This window comes from Streptomyces sp. NBC_00878, from assembly GCF_026341515.1.
GTDB lineage: Bacteria > Actinomycetota > Actinomycetes > Streptomycetales > Streptomycetaceae > Streptomyces.
In genome coordinates this window covers 6,503,363-6,520,566 of the sequence record NZ_JAPEOK010000001.1, presented here as the reverse complement: position 1 = coordinate 6,520,566, position 17,204 = coordinate 6,503,363, and the positions used below count along the sequence as shown (strand labels likewise).

Sequence of the window (17,204 nt, the reverse complement as noted above, 5' to 3'; positions counted from 1 at the left end):
CGAACAGCCTACGGCGCCCACGCCAGGAGCACGGCCGCCCCAATACACCGCATACCTGCTGCTAACGTCACAGAAATCACAAATGCCGTACGAGAGGTGGGCACCCAAGGTGGTTCGGAGCAGCTCGGCAATCGTGACCGGGCTCACCGCGGCGGCACTCACCGCGATCGGCTTCCTCGCCTACCAGGCGTCGGCGCACGTACCGAGCGACCTGAACGCGGCCCGCCCCGCCGAGTCCGCGGACGCCAAGGCCCCCCGGGACAAGAATCACCCGACGGCACTGCCCGCCGCGTCGGGCGAGGGACGACGGGTCGTCTACTCGGTGGACGACGACCGGGTGTGGCTGGTCGGGGCGCGCGACCGGGTCAGGCGGACGTTCAAGGTGACGCCGGGGACGGTGGATCCCACGCCCGCCACATACATCGTCACCTCGCGCTCCGGCAGGGTCACCGGCTCGGACGGTGTGGCAGTCGAGCACGTAGTCCGCTTCACGAAGACGAACGGCACACCAATCGGCTTCAGCGCGGCGACCAACGGCTCGACCGCACCCCCCACCCCCACAAAAAAACTCGGCGGAATCCGAGAAACCCGCGAGGACGGCACGACCATGTGGAACTTCGCAACAATCGGCACGAGGGTGGCAGTGATCAAGTAGCAGGTCTCGCGGGCGCTTGAAAGACGCGGGCGCAGCCCCGTCTTTCAGGGGCGCGGGGCTGTTCCGATTTGCGGCTCCGCCGCGGGGCGCGACCAGCCACGACGAACCCGCAGATTCCCATGGCGCTCCCCGCGGAGCGCTACGCGGCGCTACGCCGCTCGTGTCGCACCGGCGCAGCCGGCGGCGGAGGAGGCGGCGTAGAAACGGCAAGCGCAGCAGCCCCAGCCGCAAGCAACTCCCCCATAGACACCCCGGAGGGCACAGGCTTCGCAGGAACCCGCGGACACGTCACATCACGTTCAGACGTCGCCATGGCGGCCTCCTAGGGACTCCGGGAGCAGACGTGGTTAGGTAGACCTAACCAACCCTTCCATCCATGTGAACACGCCGAACCCACCCAACGCAACATCTTCCCGACGCCTTGTCGGAATGTTGGGGCGCCAGACGGGGCCGTATCAGGCGGAGAGCACACCCAACCCAACAGTCGCCCACCGCTCCCCGACCCCACGCAGCGTGACGTGCCGTACCTCGTCCGTGGTGTCGCCGACGGCCCGGTGGATGAGGACGTGCAGCCGGTCGTCGGTCAGCTCCTCGACCTTGCCCTCGCCCCACTCCACGACGATCACGGAGTCGGTCAGCGAGACATCGAGGTCGAGGTCCTCCATGTCGTCGAGCCCCACCCCGGACGCCGTCCCGGAGGACCCCAGTCCGAGGCGGTACGCATCCACATGGACCAGCGGCGGCCCGTCACCGAGGGGCGGATGCACGCGCGCGATCACGAAGGTCGGGGAGGTGACCGCACCCCGCACGCCGAGCCCCTCGCCGAGCCCGCGGGTCAGCGTCGTCTTGCCCGCGCCGAGCTCGCCAGTGAGCATCACCAGGTCGCCGGCGCGCAACAGCTTGGCGAGCCGACGACCCAACTCCTGCATCTGTTCGGGTGAGTTGACGGTGATCTCTGTACTGACACCGGCCACGGAAGGCTCCGAGGGTCCCGAGGACTCAGCCGGGTTGCGCGCTGCTGCTGGTGCTTCCATAACCACCCACGGTAGCTCCTGCCGGGACGGCTCCCGCGCGGGTGAGCAGGTCGGCGAGCCGGTCTATGACGACCTCCGGATGCTCCAGCATCACCAGGTGCCCGGCGTCCGGCACGAGCACCAGCTCGGCGTCCGGCAGCAGGTCGGCGATGGCCTCGCTGTGCTCGCTCGGCGTGACGAGGTCCTTGACCCCGGCCAGGACGAGCACGGGCATGTCGGCGAAGTGGGCGAGCGCCTCGGTCTTGTCGTGGTCGGTGAAGGCCGGGTAGAACTCCGCGACCACGTCGATGGGCGTGGCCTCGATCAACCGCTCCGCGAACCGCGCGACCGCCGGGTCGACGTCCCTGGACGCGAACGAGTACCGCTTGATGATCCCGGCGAACAGGTCGGCCGTGGCCCGCCGCCCGCGTTCCACCAGCGCGGCCTGCTGCCCCAGCGCCTTCAGCACTCCGGGCAGCACCCGCCGCACCGCGTTGACGCCGACGACGGGCAGCCCGAAGTTGATCTCGCCGAGCTTCCCCGACGACGTACCGACGAGGGCGACGGCGACGACCCTGTCGCGGATCAGGGAGGGGTACTGGTCGGCCAGGGCCATCACCGTCATACCGCCCATCGAGTGACCGACGAGCACGAGCGGGCCCTCGGGCGCCGCCGCGTCGATGACGGCCTTCAGGTCGCGGCCGAGCTGGTCGATGGTGAGCGGCATGCCGTCCTCGACCTGGGCCACGCCGCGCGCGGAGCGGCCGTGGCTGCGCTGGTCCCAGTGGACGGTCCGCACGACGCCGCGCAGGGCGGCCCGCTGGAAGTGCCAGGAGTCCTGGCTGAGGCAGTAGCCATGGCTGAAGACGACGGTGACGGGGGCCGGGGCCTTACGGCCGAAGAGCCGACGGCGGCGCGGGGCGAGGGTGGAGTCGGGCTCCACCTCGTCGACCTCGTAGTACAGCTCCGTGCCGTCATCGGCGACGGCCTTGCCGGGCATGCCGCGCAACGACCCGTACGGACCGGTCGAGTCGAGGGCGAGGCGGGCCCTGCGGCGCATGCCGCGGCCGACCGTGAGCCGCTCTATGGCGACTCCGGCGGCGGCGCCCGCGGCGACCACACCTATCGCGGCACCGGCGATTCCGGCCCTGCGCCAGGTCGCCGCGGCCCCCGCTGCGGAGACGGCCGAGGCTGCGGCCGTGGCCGCTTCCACGGCGGCCTCCGCGCTGCTCTCGCTCACGTACCGCTCCTCTTCGCCGGGGCACTGCCCATGTCTGCTGTCGGTGTGACGGTCGGTGTGACTGTCGGTGTCGCTGTTGCTGCCGGTGGTACTGCCGGTTCCCGCGGTGCCCTGCCCGCACTTGGGCGGTTACCCCGCTTGTTCGGTATTCACGTAAACGCGCGGCACCCGGGTTCCGATCCGGGTGACGATTTCGTACGCGATCGTGCCCGCGGCCTTGGCCCAGTCCTCGGCGGTCGGCTCGCCGTGGTCGCCGGGCCCGAAGAGGACGACTCTCTCGCCGACCGGTGGCTCGTCCCCGCCGAGGTCGACCGCGAACTGGTCCATCGCGACCCGTCCCGCGACCGTCCGCCACTTGCCGCCGACCAGAACGGGACCGGTGCCGGAGGCGTGGCGCGGGATGCCGTCCGCGTACCCGACGGGCACGAGGCCGAGGGTCGTGTCGCCCGCCGTGACGTACTGATGCCCGTAACTGACGCCGTGTCCCGCCGGTACGTGCTTCACCAGCGCCAGCGATGCCGACAGCGTCATCACGGGGCGCAGCCCGAGGTCGGCCGGGGTGCCCAGCTCGGGGCTGGGCGAGACGCCGTACACCGCGATCCCGGTCCGTACGAGGTCGAAGTGGCTCTCGGGGAGCGTGAGCGTGGCGGGCGAGTTGGCGATGTGCCGCACCTCGGGGCGGACGCCCTGCCCCTCCGCATAGGCCAGCATCTCCCGGAATCGGCCGAGCTGAGCCTCGATGGACGGATGCCCGGGCTCGTCGGCGCAAGCGAAATGAGACCACAGGCCGACGACCCGCACGAGCCCCTCGGCCTCGGCACGCAGGGCCTCGGCGAGGAGCTCGGGCCAGTCGGCGGGCTGGCACCCGTTCCGCCCGAGCCCGGTGTCGGCCTTGAGCTGGACGCGGGCGACGCGACCGGACACCCGAGCGGCCTCCACGGCCTCACGCAGCGCCCACACCCCACTGATCCCGAGATCCAGATCGGCCTCGACGGCCGCCCGCCAGGGCCCGCCGGGGGCCCACAGCCAGCACATGATCCGCCCGTTCAGACCAGCCGCACGAAGGGCCAGGGCCTCCTCCGGCGTGGCGGTGCCCAGCCAGGTCGCGCCGGCGTCGAGAGCCGCGCGAGCACACGGCACAGCCCCATGTCCGTACGCGTCGGACTTGACCACCGCCATGAGGGCGGCGGTCGGCGCCTGGGCACGCAGAGCCCGCACATTGGCCTGCAGAGCGGCCAGGTCGATTTCGGCGCGGGCCCGCGCGGGTGCTGTCTCAGTCATCGCGCCCAGTGTCTCAGAGGGGTCGGACACTGCCCTCAGGTACCGGCCCTGCGGCCCCACGCGTACACGTAGTCACCCTGCCGCTGATACGGCCCGGTCTGCTTGCCGCACGCCACGACCCCCGCCCGCCGCGCCACGGCGTCACTCAGCGGCACGTACTCGATCAGCTCGTCGCTCTCCGGGGCGGCGACCAGCAGGGCAACAGTTCTCTGACGGACCATGCGCACAGCGAAACCCCGGGGGACGGCGTGCCGGGTTCAGCCGCGCGGAAGGGTCGCCCGTTGTGCGCACGCGTACGGAGTACGCGGCGCGCACTCAGCCCTCCACGACATCCCGCCAGGCCTCCCGCACCGAGTCGGCCACGTCGTACGCCCCCACGGGCGCCCCGCCCGCCGCGAACCGCCCCGCGAGCCCATGGAGATAGGCCCCCGCGCTGCCGGCGTCCAGCGCCCCCAGCCCAGCGGCGAGCAGCGACCCGGTAAGCCCCGACAACACGTCCCCGCTCCCCGCGGTGGCGAGCCAGGAGGTACCGGTGGAGTTCACGCGCACAGCCCCACCCCCCGGTTCGGCCACCAAGGTGGTAGACCCCTTGAGCAACACGGTCGCCCCATAGGCGGCCGCAAGCTCCCGCACGGAGGCCAGCCGAGCCCCCTCGACCTCCTCCCGCGAGACACCGAGCAACGCGGCGGCTTCACCGGCGTGCGGCGTGAGCAAGGTGGGCGAGGTCCGCGCCCGTACGACGTCCCGCTCCGCGAGCCGCAGCCCATCGGCATCCACGAGCACCGGCACATCAGTCGCGAGCACGGCGGCAACGGCGTCACCGTCCTCACCGATCCCGGGCCCCACGACCCACGCCTGCACACGCCCGGCCCGCTCGGGCGACCCGGACGACACCAGGGTCTCCGGGAACCGCGCGATCACGGCGTCCCCCGCGGGCCCGACGTACCGCACGGCCCCGGCCCCGCCCCGCAGGGCCCCGGCAACGGCCAGCACGGCGGCCCCGGGATACCGGGCGGACCCGGCCGCGATCCCCACGACCCCACGCCGGTACTTGTCACTCTCGACCCCGGGCACAGGCAGCAGCGCCGCGACATCGGCGTGCTGCAAGGCCTCCAACTCGGCCTCGTCCGGCAACGAGAGCCCAATATCAACAAGCCGCACGGACCCGGCGTACTCCTTCGCGGGATCAACGAGCAGCCCGGGCTTGTGCGTCCCAAAGGTCACGGTCAGATCGGCCCGCAGGGCAACACCGCGCACTTCCCCGCTATCGGCCTCGACACCACTGGGCAGATCAACGGCGACGACGGCAACGCGAGCCGCACGAACAACGTCCACAAGGGGGACGGCATCCGCCCGCAGCCCCCCCTTCCCCCCGATCCCCACAATCCCATCCACGACGAGGTCGGCGCGAAAGATCGCTTCCTCGGCGGCGTCCGCATCGGCCCCTCGTACGACCGTGCCACCCGCGCGCCGCAGGGCATCAAGCCCACCGGCATGGGTCCGCTCGGGCGCGAGCAGGACCGCCGTGACACCCGCGCCACGCCGACCCAGCCGGGCACCGGCGTAAAGGGCGTCGCCGCCGTTGTCACCACTGCCGACCAGCAGGACGACCCGACTGCCGTACACCCGCCCCAGCAACTCGGCGCAGGCCGCGGCGAGTCCGGCCGCCGCCCGCTGCATCAACGCCCCGTCAGGCAGCCGCGCCATCAGCTCCCGCTCGGCCGCCCTCACTGTCTCCACGTTGTACGCAGTACGCATGGCCCGAGTTTCCCGCATTCCGCCGCTGCGCGCCGAGCCAGCACGTCGGCTGCGGGTGGGTGGGGGCTGATCGCGCAGTTCCCCGCGCCCCTAAAAAGACGGCGGTGCAGCCCCGGCTGTGTATAGGGGCGCGGGGAACCGCGCGACCAACCACGACGGTCCCGCACGTTGTCCACCGGCCTAAGTCCCGCTGGGGAGCACGTTGCCCTAACCCTCCGCCACCACCACCGCCGAGGCCACCCCCGCGTCATGGCTCAGCGAAACATGCCACGCCCGAACACCCAGCTCCGCCGCCCGCGCGGCAACCGTCCCCGACACCCGCAACCGCGGCTGCCCACTGTCCTCGACATATACCTCCGCATCGGTCCAGCGCAGCCCCCCCGGCGCGCCCAGCGCCTTGGCCAACGCCTCCTTCGCGGCGAAGCGAGCGGCGAGGGAGGCAACACCCCTGCGCTCCCCGCTGGGCAGCAGCAACTCGCTCTCCAGAAACAGCCGTTCGGCCATCCCAGGCGTCCGCTCCAGCGACACCGCGAACCGATCGATCTCGGCCACGTCGATCCCGACACCGATGATGCTCATCAGGGCACCCTATTCCCGGTCAAGCTCCGCACCCGCCCGAAACAGGTCCTCCGCTCGCTCGACCGTTCCGGCCCGGTCGAGCCAGTCGTCGAGGCGAGCGTGATCCGTGCAAGTGGTGATGCGCTCGCGGACATCGTCGGAGATTGAGAGCCGCCGTACTTCCAGCACGGCCAGAGTTCCCTTGGCCAGCCCCTGCGCCAGACCTGCGGCATACCCTGAGGCCCACCGCTCGGCGTAACCGGGCGGCCACTTCTCGATCTTGCCCCGCAGAAAGGCGATCTGCCCGGGAGACAAGCCCTCCCACTTGAGGATCTCCTTCAACCTTCTGTGGAGTTCGGCCGTGGCCTTCTCGGGCTGGAGCCCAAAGGCCATGGCCGCCGCGAGCGACATGGCAATGCCTGAGACCTCCTCTTGCAGCTCCGGGTTCCGGCTCTGCTGATTGTCTTGCAGGTCTGTCAACGCTCAGGCCTGTTCAGGACTGCTCCCGGAAACCTCCGGGTCCTCGGCGAACAGGTCCTGGGCCGCTGTGGCTGTCCAGGAGCGGTCGACCCAGAGGGCGAGGGTGTCGAGATCAGCGCACGAGGTGATGCGCTCCCGTGTGTCCTCGGGAACGGGGATCCCGCGCTTCTCCAGGACGCTCAGGACCATCGAGGCACGCTCTTCGGCCTGGCCCTCGGCCTGTCCCTCGGCCTTGGCCTCCAGGTAGATCCTCTCCCGGAGCGTCCCTCGACCGGGGAAGTAGATGACGACCGACATGATTTCCTGCCATTTCTTTCCGGCTGGGGTGCTACCCAGGTTGATTTCCAGGAACTCGACGAAGTACTCGACTGTCTCGGGGTCCGATTCTCGGAGTTCTCGAAGGACAATGCCGATCACCTCCAGTATGGCCCCGCACTCCGGATTGCGGGCGTGGGCCACGGCAGAGAGCACGGCCAGCGCGAGCTTCTTCGCCACAGTCCTGGCGTCGGTGATCACCGGCAGATTGTCCGGCCCGGCGACTAACGGATACAACCGCAGAGCCGTCCATCCGCCCGTGCCGCAATCGAAGGGACCGACCGCCCACTTGGCCGTAGCCCGGTCCTGACAGACCACCAGAAGCAGCACGGGCAGGCGGTACTTGGCCTGGAGGAAGGCGATGTAGTAAGCCCAACTCGCCTCCTTGCCAACGACCTTGCCCGACTGCGCCTCAATAGCGAGCAGGAACTCCTCACCGTCGGACGTGCTGATGCGCAGGACGGTGTCCACGCGTCGTTCCAGCGGCTTGGTCTCCGTCACGTCCGTGGTGACGGCGTCCACAGTCGCCTTCGTTGACAACGGGACACCCAGTTCCCCGAACACGGGAGCCAGGATCTCGGGCCGCTCCTGGAAGATGCGATGCATGCCCTCATGAGCTGATGTCACCATATGCGCAACCTAGATGGATCAAAGGATCGGTTGTCCGGGTGATCGGGATGCGTTCACCCTTTCGGGGGGCGATAAAACGTTCAGGCGACGGCGGCCAACTCGCACCACACGCACTTGCCACGGTTGCCGAATCTGGACAGCGGCTGCCAGCCCCACAGGTCCGAGCACGCCCGGACCAGCGCGAGCCCCCGGCCCCCCTCCGCCTCACCGAGCTGCTCCAGCTTTCCCGGCGGTTCGGGCGGCTCCGGATCGGCGTCCCACACCGCGATCCGCAGGACGCCCGCCGACCAACGCACCCGCAGGGCAGCGGGTCCTTTCGTGTGGCATACGGCGTTGGCGACCAGCTCGCTCGCGAGGAGTTCGGCGACGTCGACGAGGCGGATCAGGCCGTGCATGGTGAGGATCAGACGGAACGTGCGGCGACTGATGGTGACGGCTCGGGGGTCGTTCGGGATGTCGAGGGAGTATTCCCAGGATTCGGGTTCGGTTTCGCTTTCGGGCATGCGTGAACTCCGTTCGGTTGGTGGGGAGTTACGGAGGGGCGGGCGGTGGCTGTGCCGCAGCCGTCATGGCAGGACGGGGCGGTGCGCTTCCGGGGTTCCGGCGTTCCGCAGTGTGTGCGTCGCGTCACTGACGGTAGACCTTCATTTAAAGGTCGAGCAAGTCGATCGCGTAATCTGACCCCGAACGAGCTGCGCTCACGGGCACGTCGGACAGGGGAGCAATCGATGGGGTTGAGGCGCGAACCAACGGCACGTCAGATGCGCCTGGGGATCGAGCTACGCAGACTTCGCAACGCAGCAGGACTGACGGGCCGCGAGGCGGCAACCTCGCTCGGGGTGAGTTCCGTCCAGATCAACCAGATCGAGTCGGCACTGTCCGGCGTGAGCGAAAAGCGCCTACGCCGTCTCGCCACCAACTACGCCTGCACGGACCAGGCCCTCGTCGATGCGCTGGTCGCCATGGCAACCAACCGAACGCGCGGCTGGTGGGAGGACTACCGAGGGCTGCTGCCCACACCCTTCCTCGACCTCACCGAACTTGAGCACCACGCTACGTTCCTGCGGGAGGTCCAGTTCCTGTACATCCCTGGCCCTCTTCAGACGGAGGATTACGCCCGCACCATTTTCTCCGACAGGATCCCCGAACTCCCCTGCGAGGATTTGGAATTGCGCGTCCGGCACCGGATGCAACGCAAGGTGATCTTCGAAGGCTCCGATCCCACGCCTTACGAGGCGGTTATCCACGAGGCGGCACTGCGCATCCGGGTCGACGACCGCGCCGCCTCACGAGCCCAACTCGCCAGCCTCCTCGAACTCTCCGAGGCGGACCACATCACCCTGCGCGTCATCCCGTTCGACCTGGACGGCTTCGGCGGGTCCTGGACCGCCATGATGATGGCAGGCGGCGCCGTACCCAGGCTGGACACGGCCGTTGGCGACGCACCTCACGCCGCAGCATTCATCGATTCCGACGCGCAACTCAACGTGTTTCGAACACTCTTCCGTAGAGTGGAAGCCGCGTCACTCGACACAGCGCGTTCGCGTGACTTCATCCACAGACTGTCCAAGGAAGTATGAGGCGCACCGTGGCCACCCCCGACAACTGGCGGAAGTCGTCGCACTCAGGCGCAGGTGACGGCAACTCCTGCGTGGAGATCGCGAACTCCCCCACCCACATAGCCATCCGCGACTCCAAGACCCCGGCCGCCCGCACCCTCACCTTCCCGACCGGAGCCTTCGCCCCCTTCATAGAAGCGCTGAAGTCGCCCTACTCCACGGTCACCGACTTCGCCAGATTCCGCGGCTGATCCACCTCGTTGCCCCGAGCGGTAGCCAACTCGCAAGCAAACACCTGCAACGGCACAGTCGCCACCAACGGCTGAAGCAACGTCGGCGTAGCAGGGATGCGAATCAAGTGATCCGCGTACGGAACCACCGCCTCGTCCCCCTCCTCCGCGATCACGATCGTCCGAGCCCCCCGCGCCCGGATCTCCTGAATGTTCGACACGATCTTGTCGTGCAGAACAGACCGCCCCCGAGGAGACGGCACAACGACAACCACCGGCAGATCCTCCTCGATCAGAGCGATCGGCCCGTGCTTCAACTCCCCCGCCGCAAAGCCCTCGGCGTGCATGTACGCGAGTTCCTTGAGCTTGAGCGCGCCCTCCAGTGCGACCGGATACCCCACGTGCCGCCCCAGGAACAGCACGGTGTTCTTCCCGGCCAGCGACCGGGCCAACTCCCGCACCGGCTCCATCGTCTCCAGCACCCGCTCGACCTCGCACGAGATCCGGGACAGGTCACGCACCACGGCCTGGATCTCGTCGCCCCACTTGGTCCCACGCACCTGCCCCAGGTACAAGGCCACGAGATAGCAGGCAACAAGCTGCGTCAGAAACGCCTTGGTCGACGCGACCGCGACCTCCGGCCCCGCGTGCGTGTAAAGAACGGCGTCCGACTCCCGGGGAATCGTCGACCCGTTCGTGTTGCAGACGGCCAGCACCCTGGCCCCCTGCTCCCGCGCGTGCCTCAACGCCATCAGCGTGTCCATGGTCTCCCCGGACTGCGAGATGGCGATCACCAGCGTCCGCGCGTCCAGAATCGGATCCCGGTACCGGAACTCGCTCGCGAGCTCCACCTCGCACGGGATCCGGGTCCAGTGCTCGATGGCGTACTTGGCGATCAGCCCGGCGTGGAAGGCGGTCCCGCACGCCACCACCACGACCTTGTCGACCTCACGTAGCTCACTCGGAGAGATCCGTACCTCGTCGAGCGAGAGCGACCCGCTCGCGTCGATCCGCCCGAGCAGCGTGTCGGCGACAGCCTTCGGCTGCTCGGCGATCTCCTTGAGCATGAAGTAGTCGTAGCCGCCCTTCTCGGCGGCGGACGCGTCCCAGTCGACGTGGAACGACCGGACCTCGGCGGGCAGCCCGTCGAACCCGGTGACGCTCACCCCGTCCCGCCGCAGCTCGACCACCTGGTCCTGCCCCAGCTCGATCGCCGACCGCGTGTGCGCGATGAACGCGGCGACGTCCGAGGCGAGAAAGGCCTCACCGTCCCCCACCCCGACGACGAGCGGCGAGTTGCGCCGCGCCCCCACCACCACGTCCGGCTCGTCGGCGTGCACGGCGACCAGCGTGAAGGCGCCCTCCAGCCGTCGGCACACCAGCCGCATGGCCTCGGCGAGATCGGCGCACGCGGAGAACTCCTCGGCGAGCAGATGCGCGACGACCTCGGTGTCGGTCTCGGAGACCAGCTCGTGACCCCGGTCCGCCAACTCGGCGCGCAGCGCGGCGAAGTTCTCGATGATGCCGTTGTGGACGACGGCGACCCGCCCCGCGTTGTCGAGATGCGGGTGCGCGTTCGCGTCGGTCGGCCCGCCATGGGTGGCCCAACGCGTATGGCCAACACCCGTTGACCCGGTCGGCAGAGGCCGCTCGACCAGCTCCTTCTCCAGGTTGGCGAGCTTCCCGGCCTTCTTCGCGGCAGCCATCCCGCCGTCCGCGAGCACCGCGACGCCCGCCGAGTCGTAACCCCGGTACTCCAGCCGCTTCAGTCCGGCCACCACTACGTCAAGCGCCGACTGCGACCCCACGTATCCCACGATTCCGCACATGGCGGCAGCCTAGATGCCGACGCCCGCCCCGCCCCGGCACCGCGTGCCCGATATCGGAAATCCCCGCGCCCACACGTACCGCTCCGGAGCCCCCCTGCTCTCCCGCTCCCCCACTCCCCGCGCTCGATCCGGTCGATTACTCCCCTACTCCCCCCGCTCGATCCGGTCGATCGCCTCCTGCACCATCCCCAAGTACTCGACCTCCTCGCAGCGCGGCTTGCTGCCCATCTCGTACAGGTCTATGCAGTCGTAGAGGTACTCCCCCAGGTCCTCGTCCGGCAGATCGACGGACAGCTCGCTGCGCACCCGGCCCTCCAGTTCCGCCGACTCCAGCGGCGGAACCCCGGGCACCGCCCCCGGTCTGCGTCTGCCGAAGCCACGCACACGGAAACGCACGGCCATGACGACCACCCCAAACCCCCCAGAACACCGGAAGGCGGCTCGCTCCCGGTTGGCGGGACGCTATCCCCGTAGGACCCCGCGGTCCAGACCTCCGGACATCTCCGGACGCGTACGGAACGCGCCACCGGACGCGTGTAGAGCGCACCGACGTGACGGACTCCACCCGCCACTCTGTTCGTACTCCCGTAACAATGGACTGTGATCTCACCGGTCTCCTCGTTGCCGCGGAGCGCCCACCGGCCCAGGCCGGAGGCGACTCCCTACGTCGACCTCACCCGCTCGGAATGGAAGGCACTGCGTGAGAAGACGCCGCTGCCGCTGACCGCCGAGGAGGTGGAGAAGCTGCGTGGCCTGGGCGATGTCATCGACCTCGACGAGGTGCGGGACATCTATCTGCCGCTCTCCAGACTCCTCAATCTCTACGTCGGCGCGACCGACGGCCTGCGCGGCGCGCTGAACACGTTCCTCGGCGAGCAGGGCTCCCAGTCCGGTACGCCGTTCGTGATAGGCGTCGCGGGCTCGGTCGCCGTGGGCAAGTCCACCGTCGCGCGTCTCCTCCAGGCCCTGCTGTCCCGCTGGCCCGAGCACCCGCGCGTGGAGCTGGTCACCACGGACGGCTTCCTGCTGCCCACCGAGGAGCTCCAGGCCCGCGGCCTGATGTCGCGGAAGGGCTTCCCGGAGTCGTACGACCGCCGGGCGCTGACCCGTTTCGTCGCGGACATCAAGGCGGGCAAGGACGAGGTGACGGCCCCCGTCTACTCGCACCTCATCTACGACATCGTCCGCGGCAGGCGCCTCACGGTCCGCCGCCCGGACATCCTGATCGTGGAGGGCCTGAACGTCCTCCAGCCTGCCCTCCCCGGCAGCGACGGCCGCACCCGCGTCGGCCTCGCCGACTACTTCGACTTCAGCGTGTACGTGGACGCCCGCGCGGAGGACATCGAGCGCTGGTACCTGAACCGTTTCCGCAGGCTGCGCGAGACGGCGTTCCAGGACCCGTCCTCGTACTTCCGCAAGTACACGCAGGTCTCGGAGGACGAGGCCCTGGACTACGCCCGCACCACCTGGCGCACCATCAACAAGGTGAACCTCCTGGAGAACGTGGCCCCCACCCGCGGCCGCGCCACCCTGATCATCCGCAAGGGCCCGGACCACAAGGTCCAGAAGCTGAGCCTGCGCAAGCTGTGACCCGGGGTCGTCCACCCCTCTGCGGACAGTCTGGATACTCTGCGTCGCATGCTGCATCTCCGCCTGATCACCCCGGCCGACCGGACCGACGCCGTGGTTCGCCTGATCCAGAAGACGGTCGGCACCACCCACCTGGCGGTCGTACCGGGCGCCGCCCGCAACCCCGCCGGCGACATCGTGATGTGCGACGTGGCGCGCGAGGCGGGCGACGAACTGATCAGCGGGCTGCGCGAGTTGGAGATCGATACGCACGGCTCGATCGCCGTCGAGAACATCGACCTGTCGCTGTCGAAGCGCGCCGACGAGGCGGAGGACGAGGCGCCCGGCGAGGGCGCGGACGCGGTCCTGTGGGAGCACCTGGCGGACGCGACGCACGAGGAGTCGACGCTCTCGTTCACGTACGTCGCCTTCATCACGCTCGCCACGATGATCGCGGCGTGCGGTGTGGTCCTCGACAACGCGATCCTGATCGTGGGCGCGATGGCGGTGGGCCCGGAGTTCGGCCCGCTGGCGGGCGTCAGCACGGCCCTGGTCCAGCGTCACCCGCGCCTGGCCCTGCGCTCCCTGATCGCGCTACTGGTGGGCTTCGCGGTGGCGATGGCGGTGACGGTCGGCTTCAGCTTCTTCATGGACAGCATCGGCCTGTTCAGCGAGGCCCAGTTGGAGGCCGACCGCCCCAACACGGCCTTCGTCTACGCCCCCGACCCGTTCTCGTTCGTCGTGGCGGTCCTCGCGGGCATCGCCGGCACCCTCTCCCTGACCTCGGCCAAGTCGGGCCTCCTGGTGGGCGTGGCCATCTCCGTCACCACGGTCCCGGCAGCCGCCAACGCGGCCGTGGCCCTCAGCTACGGAGACACCAAGCAGACCATCGGCTCAACGAACCAGCTCCTGCTGAACCTCCTGGGCATCGTCCTGGCAGGAACCCTGACCCTCTTGGCCCAGAAGTGGCTGTGGTCAAACCAACGGAACCGCACAAGCGCCGGGTAACGGGGGCGCCCTTAAGGGGCGCGGGGCTGTGACATTTGCGGCTCCGCCGCGGGGCGCGACAAGCCACAACGCACCCGCACCCCGCAACGAATCCACAGCCCCCACCCCCGACCCGGCCCCCAAGGTCACCCCAGCGCAGACTTCACCGCATCAGCCAACCGCCCCGCCACAGACCGAGCCTGATCAATGTCCGCCGCCTCAACCATCACCCGAACCAACGGCTCGGTCCCGGAAGGCCGCAACAACACTCGCCCGGTGGCCCCAAGTTCCCGCTCGGCCTCGGCAACAGCCGAAGCCAACTCCGCGGACGTCCCCACCCGCGCCCGGTCGACATCCGGCACGTTGATGAGAACCTGCGGCAACCGCTCCATCACGGACGCCAGATCCCGAAGCGTACGACCGCTCTCGGCGACCCGCGCCGCGAGCAGTAGCCCGGTCAGCGTTCCGTCGCCCGTGGTCGCGTGGTCCAGGACGATCACGTGCCCGGACTGCTCGCCGCCGAGCGCGAACCCGTGCTCCTTCATCTCCTCCAGCACATACCGGTCCCCGACCGCGGTCTGGATGAGTGCCAGCCCCTCGCGCTCCATCGCCAGTTTGAACCCGAGGTTCGACATGACCGTCGCGACGACGGTGTCGGACCGCAGCTCGGAACGTTCCCGCATCGCGAGCGCGAGCACGGCGAGGATCTGGTCGCCGTCGACCTCGGCTCCCGTGTGGTCCACGGCGAGGCACCGGTCGGCGTCACCGTCGTGCGCGATGCCGAGGGCGGCCCCGTGCTCGACGACGGCGGCCTTCAGCAGGCCGAGGTGGGTCGAGCCGCAGCCGTCGTTGATGTTGAGCCCGTCCGGCTCGGCGCCGATCGTGATGATCTCGGCGCCCGCGCGGGTGAAGGCCTCGGGCGATACCCGGGCGGCCGCGCCGTGCGCCTCGTCGAGGACGACCTTCAGACCGTCCAGCCGGTTCGGAACGGCGGTGAGGAGATGGGCGACGTACTGCTCGAAGCCCTCCTCGTAGGTCCGGACGCGGCCGACGCCCGATCCGGTGGGCCGGTCCCATGGAGCGCCGGTGCGGTGCTCCTCGTAGACGGCCTCGATCCGGTCCTCCAGTTCGTCGGCGAGCTTGTGGCCGCCGCGGGCGAAGAACTTGATGCCGTTGTCCGGCATGGCGTTGTGGCTGGCGGAGAGCATCACACCGAGGTCGGCGCCGAGCGCGCCGGTGAGATACGCCACCGCCGGGGTCGGCAGGACGCCGACGCTCAGGACGTCCACGCCCGCGCTGGCGAGGCCCGCGACCACGGCGGCCTCCAGGAACTCCCCGGACGCGCGCGGGTCCCGCCCGACCACCGCCGTCGGCCGGTGGCCCTCGAAGGTGCCCGCCTCGGCCAGTACGTGCGCCGCCGCCACGGAGAGACCGAGCGCGAGCTCGGCCGTCAGATCCGCGTTGGCGACACCGCGTACGCCGTCCGTCCCGAAGAGTCGTCCCACTGGTGTCCTCCGAACTTGCTCAGGCTTACTACAGAATGTGCGGCTCAGGCCGAGGGGCCGGCTACGACTCCTGTCAGGGAGCGGCTCCGCCCCTGACAGGTATATCCCTTGGACCTGTATATCTCTCAGGTCTGTGTCAAGGCTGCCGCCTTACAGGCCTGCCTTGAGGCAGACTTCCGGACCTGTTCCAAGGTTGTGGTAAACGAACGCCCCGGCGGCACAGAACGTGCCGCCGGGGCGTTTCGTGCAAACAGCTGAGCGAGATTTAGCGCTTGCTGTACTGCGGGGCCTTACGGGCCTTCTTGAGACCGGCCTTCTTGCGCTCGACCGCACGGTCGTCGCGCTTGAGGAAGCCGGCCTTCTTCAGGGCGCCGCGGTTGTTGTCGACGTCGGCCTCGTTCAGCGCGCGGGCGACACCAAGACGGAGCGCACCGGCCTGACCGGAGACACCGCCACCCGAGATACGGGCCACGACGTCGTAGCGGTCGTCGAGTTCGAGCACCTTGAAGGGCTCGTTGACTTCCTGCTGGTGCACCTTGTTGGGGAAGTAGTCCTCAAGGGTGCGACCGTTGATCTTCCACTTGCCGGAGCCCGGGACGATCCGGACGCGGGCGATGGCGTTCTTGCGACGGCCCAGGCCTGCGGCCGGCTGCGGGTCGCCGAAGCGGCCCGCGAGCGACTCCGAGGTGTACTCGCCCTCAACGGGCGCCTCGGACTCGGTGGTGTAGCTCTCGACGTTCTCGGCGTTCTCGACGAGCTCGGTCTCGGTCTCTTCGACCGGCTGCTCAGCGGTGGTCTCGGCCACGATTTTCCTCAGATTCTCTTTGTCTTAGGGGGTGGCCGGAACTACTGCGCGACCTGGGTGATCTCGAACGGCACCGGCTGCTGCGCAGCGTGCGGGTGCTGGTCGCCCGAGTAGACCTTCAGCTTCGAGAGCACCTGACGGCCCAGGGTGTTCTTGGGGATCATGCCCTTGATGGCCTTCTCGACGGCCTTCTCGGGGTTCTTCGCCAGCAGCTCGTCGTAACGGACGGAGCGCAGACCACCCGGGTAGCCGGAGTGGCGGTACGCCAGCTTCTGGGTCTTCTTGTTGCCGGAGAGGTGCACCTTGTCGGCGTTGATGATGATGACGAAGTCACCGGCATCGACGTGGGGCGCGTAAATCGGCTTGTGCTTGCCCCGCAGGATGTTCGCGGCAGTGGTGGCCAGACGACCCAGGACGACATCCTGGGCATCAATGACGTACCACTGGCGAGTGATGTCGCCGGGCTTGGGGCTGAACGTACGCACTTCGTAGCCTTCGCTTCTTCAGTGGATGGGTCCTGACACATGGCATCACTGAAGCGATCGTGCAGCTGGGGACGACAGTGCCGGGAACGCTGCCCGTATGCCGACCACTGGTAACTGCTCCAGGGAACCTACGTAAGGGCCTCTCGCGTGAGAACGACCAAGCCGATACGCATAACAAACCGCAAGAGTACCCGCGCAAACCCGCAAGGGTCAAAACGAGTGACCTCGCCCCTCGGCCACCTGCCCGACGCCCCCCACGCCGACCCCACCCGCGACGCCCGGCACGCTCACCGCGCCCGGCGCGC

19 protein-coding genes are annotated in these 17,204 nt (G+C 69.1%); 5 read left to right on the top strand and 14 right to left on the bottom strand.

What is annotated here, in order from left to right; all coding sequences use genetic code 11:
* Positions 1-109: 109 nt before the first annotated feature.
* A complete protein-coding gene (locus OHA11_RS28355; protein ID WP_266501107.1) occupies positions 110-655 on the top strand; it encodes a hypothetical protein in 546 nt (181 codons plus the stop codon).
* A gap of 455 nt (positions 656-1,110) precedes the next feature.
* On the opposite strand, the gene tsaE is transcribed toward OHA11_RS28355, so the two are convergent.
* The 9 genes from tsaE to OHA11_RS28310 form a co-directional block, all read right to left on the bottom strand.
* On the bottom strand, positions 1,111-1,689 hold the full coding sequence (gene tsaE / locus OHA11_RS28350) for a tRNA (adenosine(37)-N6)-threonylcarbamoyltransferase complex ATPase subunit type 1 TsaE (protein ID WP_266501104.1): 579 nt from the start codon (positions 1,687-1,689) through the stop codon (positions 1,111-1,113).
* The gene (locus tag OHA11_RS28345; protein ID WP_266501101.1) at positions 1,655-2,908 is read right to left on the bottom strand and encodes an alpha/beta fold hydrolase; all 1,254 of its coding nucleotides are present in this window, start codon (positions 2,906-2,908) and stop codon (positions 1,655-1,657) included. Before OHA11_RS28345 ends, tsaE begins: the two co-directional genes overlap by 35 nt.
* 129 nt (positions 2,909-3,037) lie before the next feature.
* On the bottom strand, positions 3,038-4,189 hold the full coding sequence (gene alr / locus OHA11_RS28340) for an alanine racemase (protein WP_266501098.1): 1,152 nt from the start codon (positions 4,187-4,189) through the stop codon (positions 3,038-3,040).
* A gap of 35 nt (positions 4,190-4,224) precedes the next feature.
* Positions 4,225-4,410 (bottom strand): hypothetical protein, encoded by a 186-nt coding sequence (locus OHA11_RS28335; protein ID WP_266501096.1) that lies wholly within the window; start codon positions 4,408-4,410, stop codon positions 4,225-4,227.
* Positions 4,411-4,504: 94 nt separating this feature from the next.
* Positions 4,505-5,947: an NAD(P)H-hydrate dehydratase gene (locus OHA11_RS28330; protein WP_266501094.1), complete on the bottom strand. Its 1,443-nt coding sequence runs from the start codon at positions 5,945-5,947 to the stop codon at positions 4,505-4,507.
* Between the two features lie 207 nt (positions 5,948-6,154).
* A complete protein-coding gene (locus OHA11_RS28325; protein ID WP_266501092.1) occupies positions 6,155-6,526 on the bottom strand; it encodes a holo-ACP synthase in 372 nt (123 codons plus the stop codon).
* A 9-nt stretch (positions 6,527-6,535) separates the two neighbouring features.
* On the bottom strand, positions 6,536-6,985 hold the full coding sequence (locus tag OHA11_RS28320; protein WP_266501090.1) for a hypothetical protein: 450 nt from the start codon (positions 6,983-6,985) through the stop codon (positions 6,536-6,538).
* 3 nt (positions 6,986-6,988) lie between these two features.
* Positions 6,989-7,906 (bottom strand): hypothetical protein, encoded by a 918-nt coding sequence (locus tag OHA11_RS28315; protein WP_266501087.1) that lies wholly within the window; start codon positions 7,904-7,906, stop codon positions 6,989-6,991.
* Between the two features lie 104 nt (positions 7,907-8,010).
* Positions 8,011-8,433: an ATP-binding protein gene (locus OHA11_RS28310; RefSeq protein ID WP_266501084.1), complete on the bottom strand. Its 423-nt coding sequence runs from the start codon at positions 8,431-8,433 to the stop codon at positions 8,011-8,013.
* 225 nt (positions 8,434-8,658) lie between these two features.
* On the opposite strand from OHA11_RS28310, the gene OHA11_RS28305 reads away from it, so the two are divergent.
* Complete coding sequence (locus tag OHA11_RS28305; RefSeq protein WP_266501083.1) at positions 8,659-9,510, top strand: helix-turn-helix transcriptional regulator; 852 nt, start codon at positions 8,659-8,661, stop codon at positions 9,508-9,510.
* Between the two features lie 8 nt (positions 9,511-9,518).
* The gene (locus OHA11_RS28300; protein WP_266507513.1) at positions 9,519-9,740 is read left to right on the top strand and encodes a DUF397 domain-containing protein; all 222 of its coding nucleotides are present in this window, start codon (positions 9,519-9,521) and stop codon (positions 9,738-9,740) included.
* On the opposite strand, the gene glmS is transcribed toward OHA11_RS28300, so the two are convergent.
* Both glmS and OHA11_RS28290 read right to left on the bottom strand, forming a co-directional pair.
* The gene (gene glmS / locus OHA11_RS28295) at positions 9,701-11,548 is read right to left on the bottom strand and encodes a glutamine--fructose-6-phosphate transaminase (isomerizing) (protein ID WP_266501080.1); all 1,848 of its coding nucleotides are present in this window, start codon (positions 11,546-11,548) and stop codon (positions 9,701-9,703) included. The two genes, OHA11_RS28300 and glmS, sit on opposite strands and share 40 nt — an antisense overlap.
* Positions 11,549-11,692: 144 nt before the next feature.
* Complete coding sequence (locus tag OHA11_RS28290; RefSeq protein ID WP_266501077.1) at positions 11,693-11,950, bottom strand: hypothetical protein; 258 nt, start codon at positions 11,948-11,950, stop codon at positions 11,693-11,695.
* Positions 11,951-12,148: 198 nt separating this feature from the next.
* On the opposite strand from OHA11_RS28290, the gene coaA reads away from it, so the two are divergent.
* Together coaA and OHA11_RS28280 are read left to right on the top strand one after the other, a co-directional pair.
* Positions 12,149-13,138, top strand: coding sequence for a type I pantothenate kinase (gene coaA / locus OHA11_RS28285; protein ID WP_266501075.1), 990 nt, complete (start codon positions 12,149-12,151; stop codon positions 13,136-13,138).
* Positions 13,139-13,186: 48 nt separating this feature from the next.
* The gene (locus tag OHA11_RS28280; protein WP_266501074.1) at positions 13,187-14,125 is read left to right on the top strand and encodes a DUF389 domain-containing protein; all 939 of its coding nucleotides are present in this window, start codon (positions 13,187-13,189) and stop codon (positions 14,123-14,125) included.
* Between the two features lie 125 nt (positions 14,126-14,250).
* Here the strand turns inward: OHA11_RS28280 and glmM are convergent, their stop codons facing one another.
* From glmM to rplM, 3 genes are all read right to left on the bottom strand, one after another.
* On the bottom strand, positions 14,251-15,609 hold the full coding sequence (gene glmM, locus OHA11_RS28275) for a phosphoglucosamine mutase (protein ID WP_266501073.1): 1,359 nt from the start codon (positions 15,607-15,609) through the stop codon (positions 14,251-14,253).
* A 265-nt stretch (positions 15,610-15,874) separates the two neighbouring features.
* Entirely contained in the window at positions 15,875-16,414 is a 540-nt protein-coding gene (gene rpsI / locus OHA11_RS28270; protein WP_266501071.1) for a 30S ribosomal protein S9, read from the bottom strand.
* Positions 16,415-16,455: 41 nt separating this feature from the next.
* Positions 16,456-16,899, bottom strand: a complete 444-nt coding sequence (rplM, locus tag OHA11_RS28265) for a 50S ribosomal protein L13 (RefSeq protein WP_055614906.1) — start codon at positions 16,897-16,899, stop codon at positions 16,456-16,458.
* Positions 16,900-17,204: the final 305 nt, after the last annotated feature.

What these genes read in the sequence shown, in the direction of transcription:
- alr (WP_266501098.1), bottom strand. Translation starts at nt 4,189, where the DNA reads ATGACTGAGACAGCACCCGCGCGGGCCCGCGCCGAAATCGACCTGGCC.
- glmS (WP_266501080.1), bottom strand. Translation starts at nt 11,548, where the DNA reads ATGTGCGGAATCGTGGGATACGTGGGGTCGCAGTCGGCGCTTGACGTA.
- OHA11_RS28290 (WP_266501077.1), bottom strand. Translation starts at nt 11,950, where the DNA reads ATGGCCGTGCGTTTCCGTGTGCGTGGCTTCGGCAGACGCAGACCGGGG.
- OHA11_RS28330 (WP_266501094.1), bottom strand. Translation starts at nt 5,947, where the DNA reads ATGCGTACTGCGTACAACGTGGAGACAGTGAGGGCGGCCGAGCGGGAG.
- OHA11_RS28305 (WP_266501083.1), top strand. Translation starts at nt 8,659, where the DNA reads ATGGGGTTGAGGCGCGAACCAACGGCACGTCAGATGCGCCTGGGGATC.
- tsaE (WP_266501104.1), bottom strand. Translation starts at nt 1,689, where the DNA reads ATGGAAGCACCAGCAGCAGCGCGCAACCCGGCTGAGTCCTCGGGACCC.
- OHA11_RS28335 (WP_266501096.1), bottom strand. Translation starts at nt 4,410, where the DNA reads ATGGTCCGTCAGAGAACTGTTGCCCTGCTGGTCGCCGCCCCGGAGAGC.
- OHA11_RS28325 (WP_266501092.1), bottom strand. Translation starts at nt 6,526, where the DNA reads ATGAGCATCATCGGTGTCGGGATCGACGTGGCCGAGATCGATCGGTTC.
- OHA11_RS28280 (WP_266501074.1), top strand. Translation starts at nt 13,187, where the DNA reads ATGCTGCATCTCCGCCTGATCACCCCGGCCGACCGGACCGACGCCGTG.
- OHA11_RS28315 (WP_266501087.1), bottom strand. Translation starts at nt 7,906, where the DNA reads ATGCATCGCATCTTCCAGGAGCGGCCCGAGATCCTGGCTCCCGTGTTC.
- OHA11_RS28310 (WP_266501084.1), bottom strand. Translation starts at nt 8,433, where the DNA reads ATGCCCGAAAGCGAAACCGAACCCGAATCCTGGGAATACTCCCTCGAC.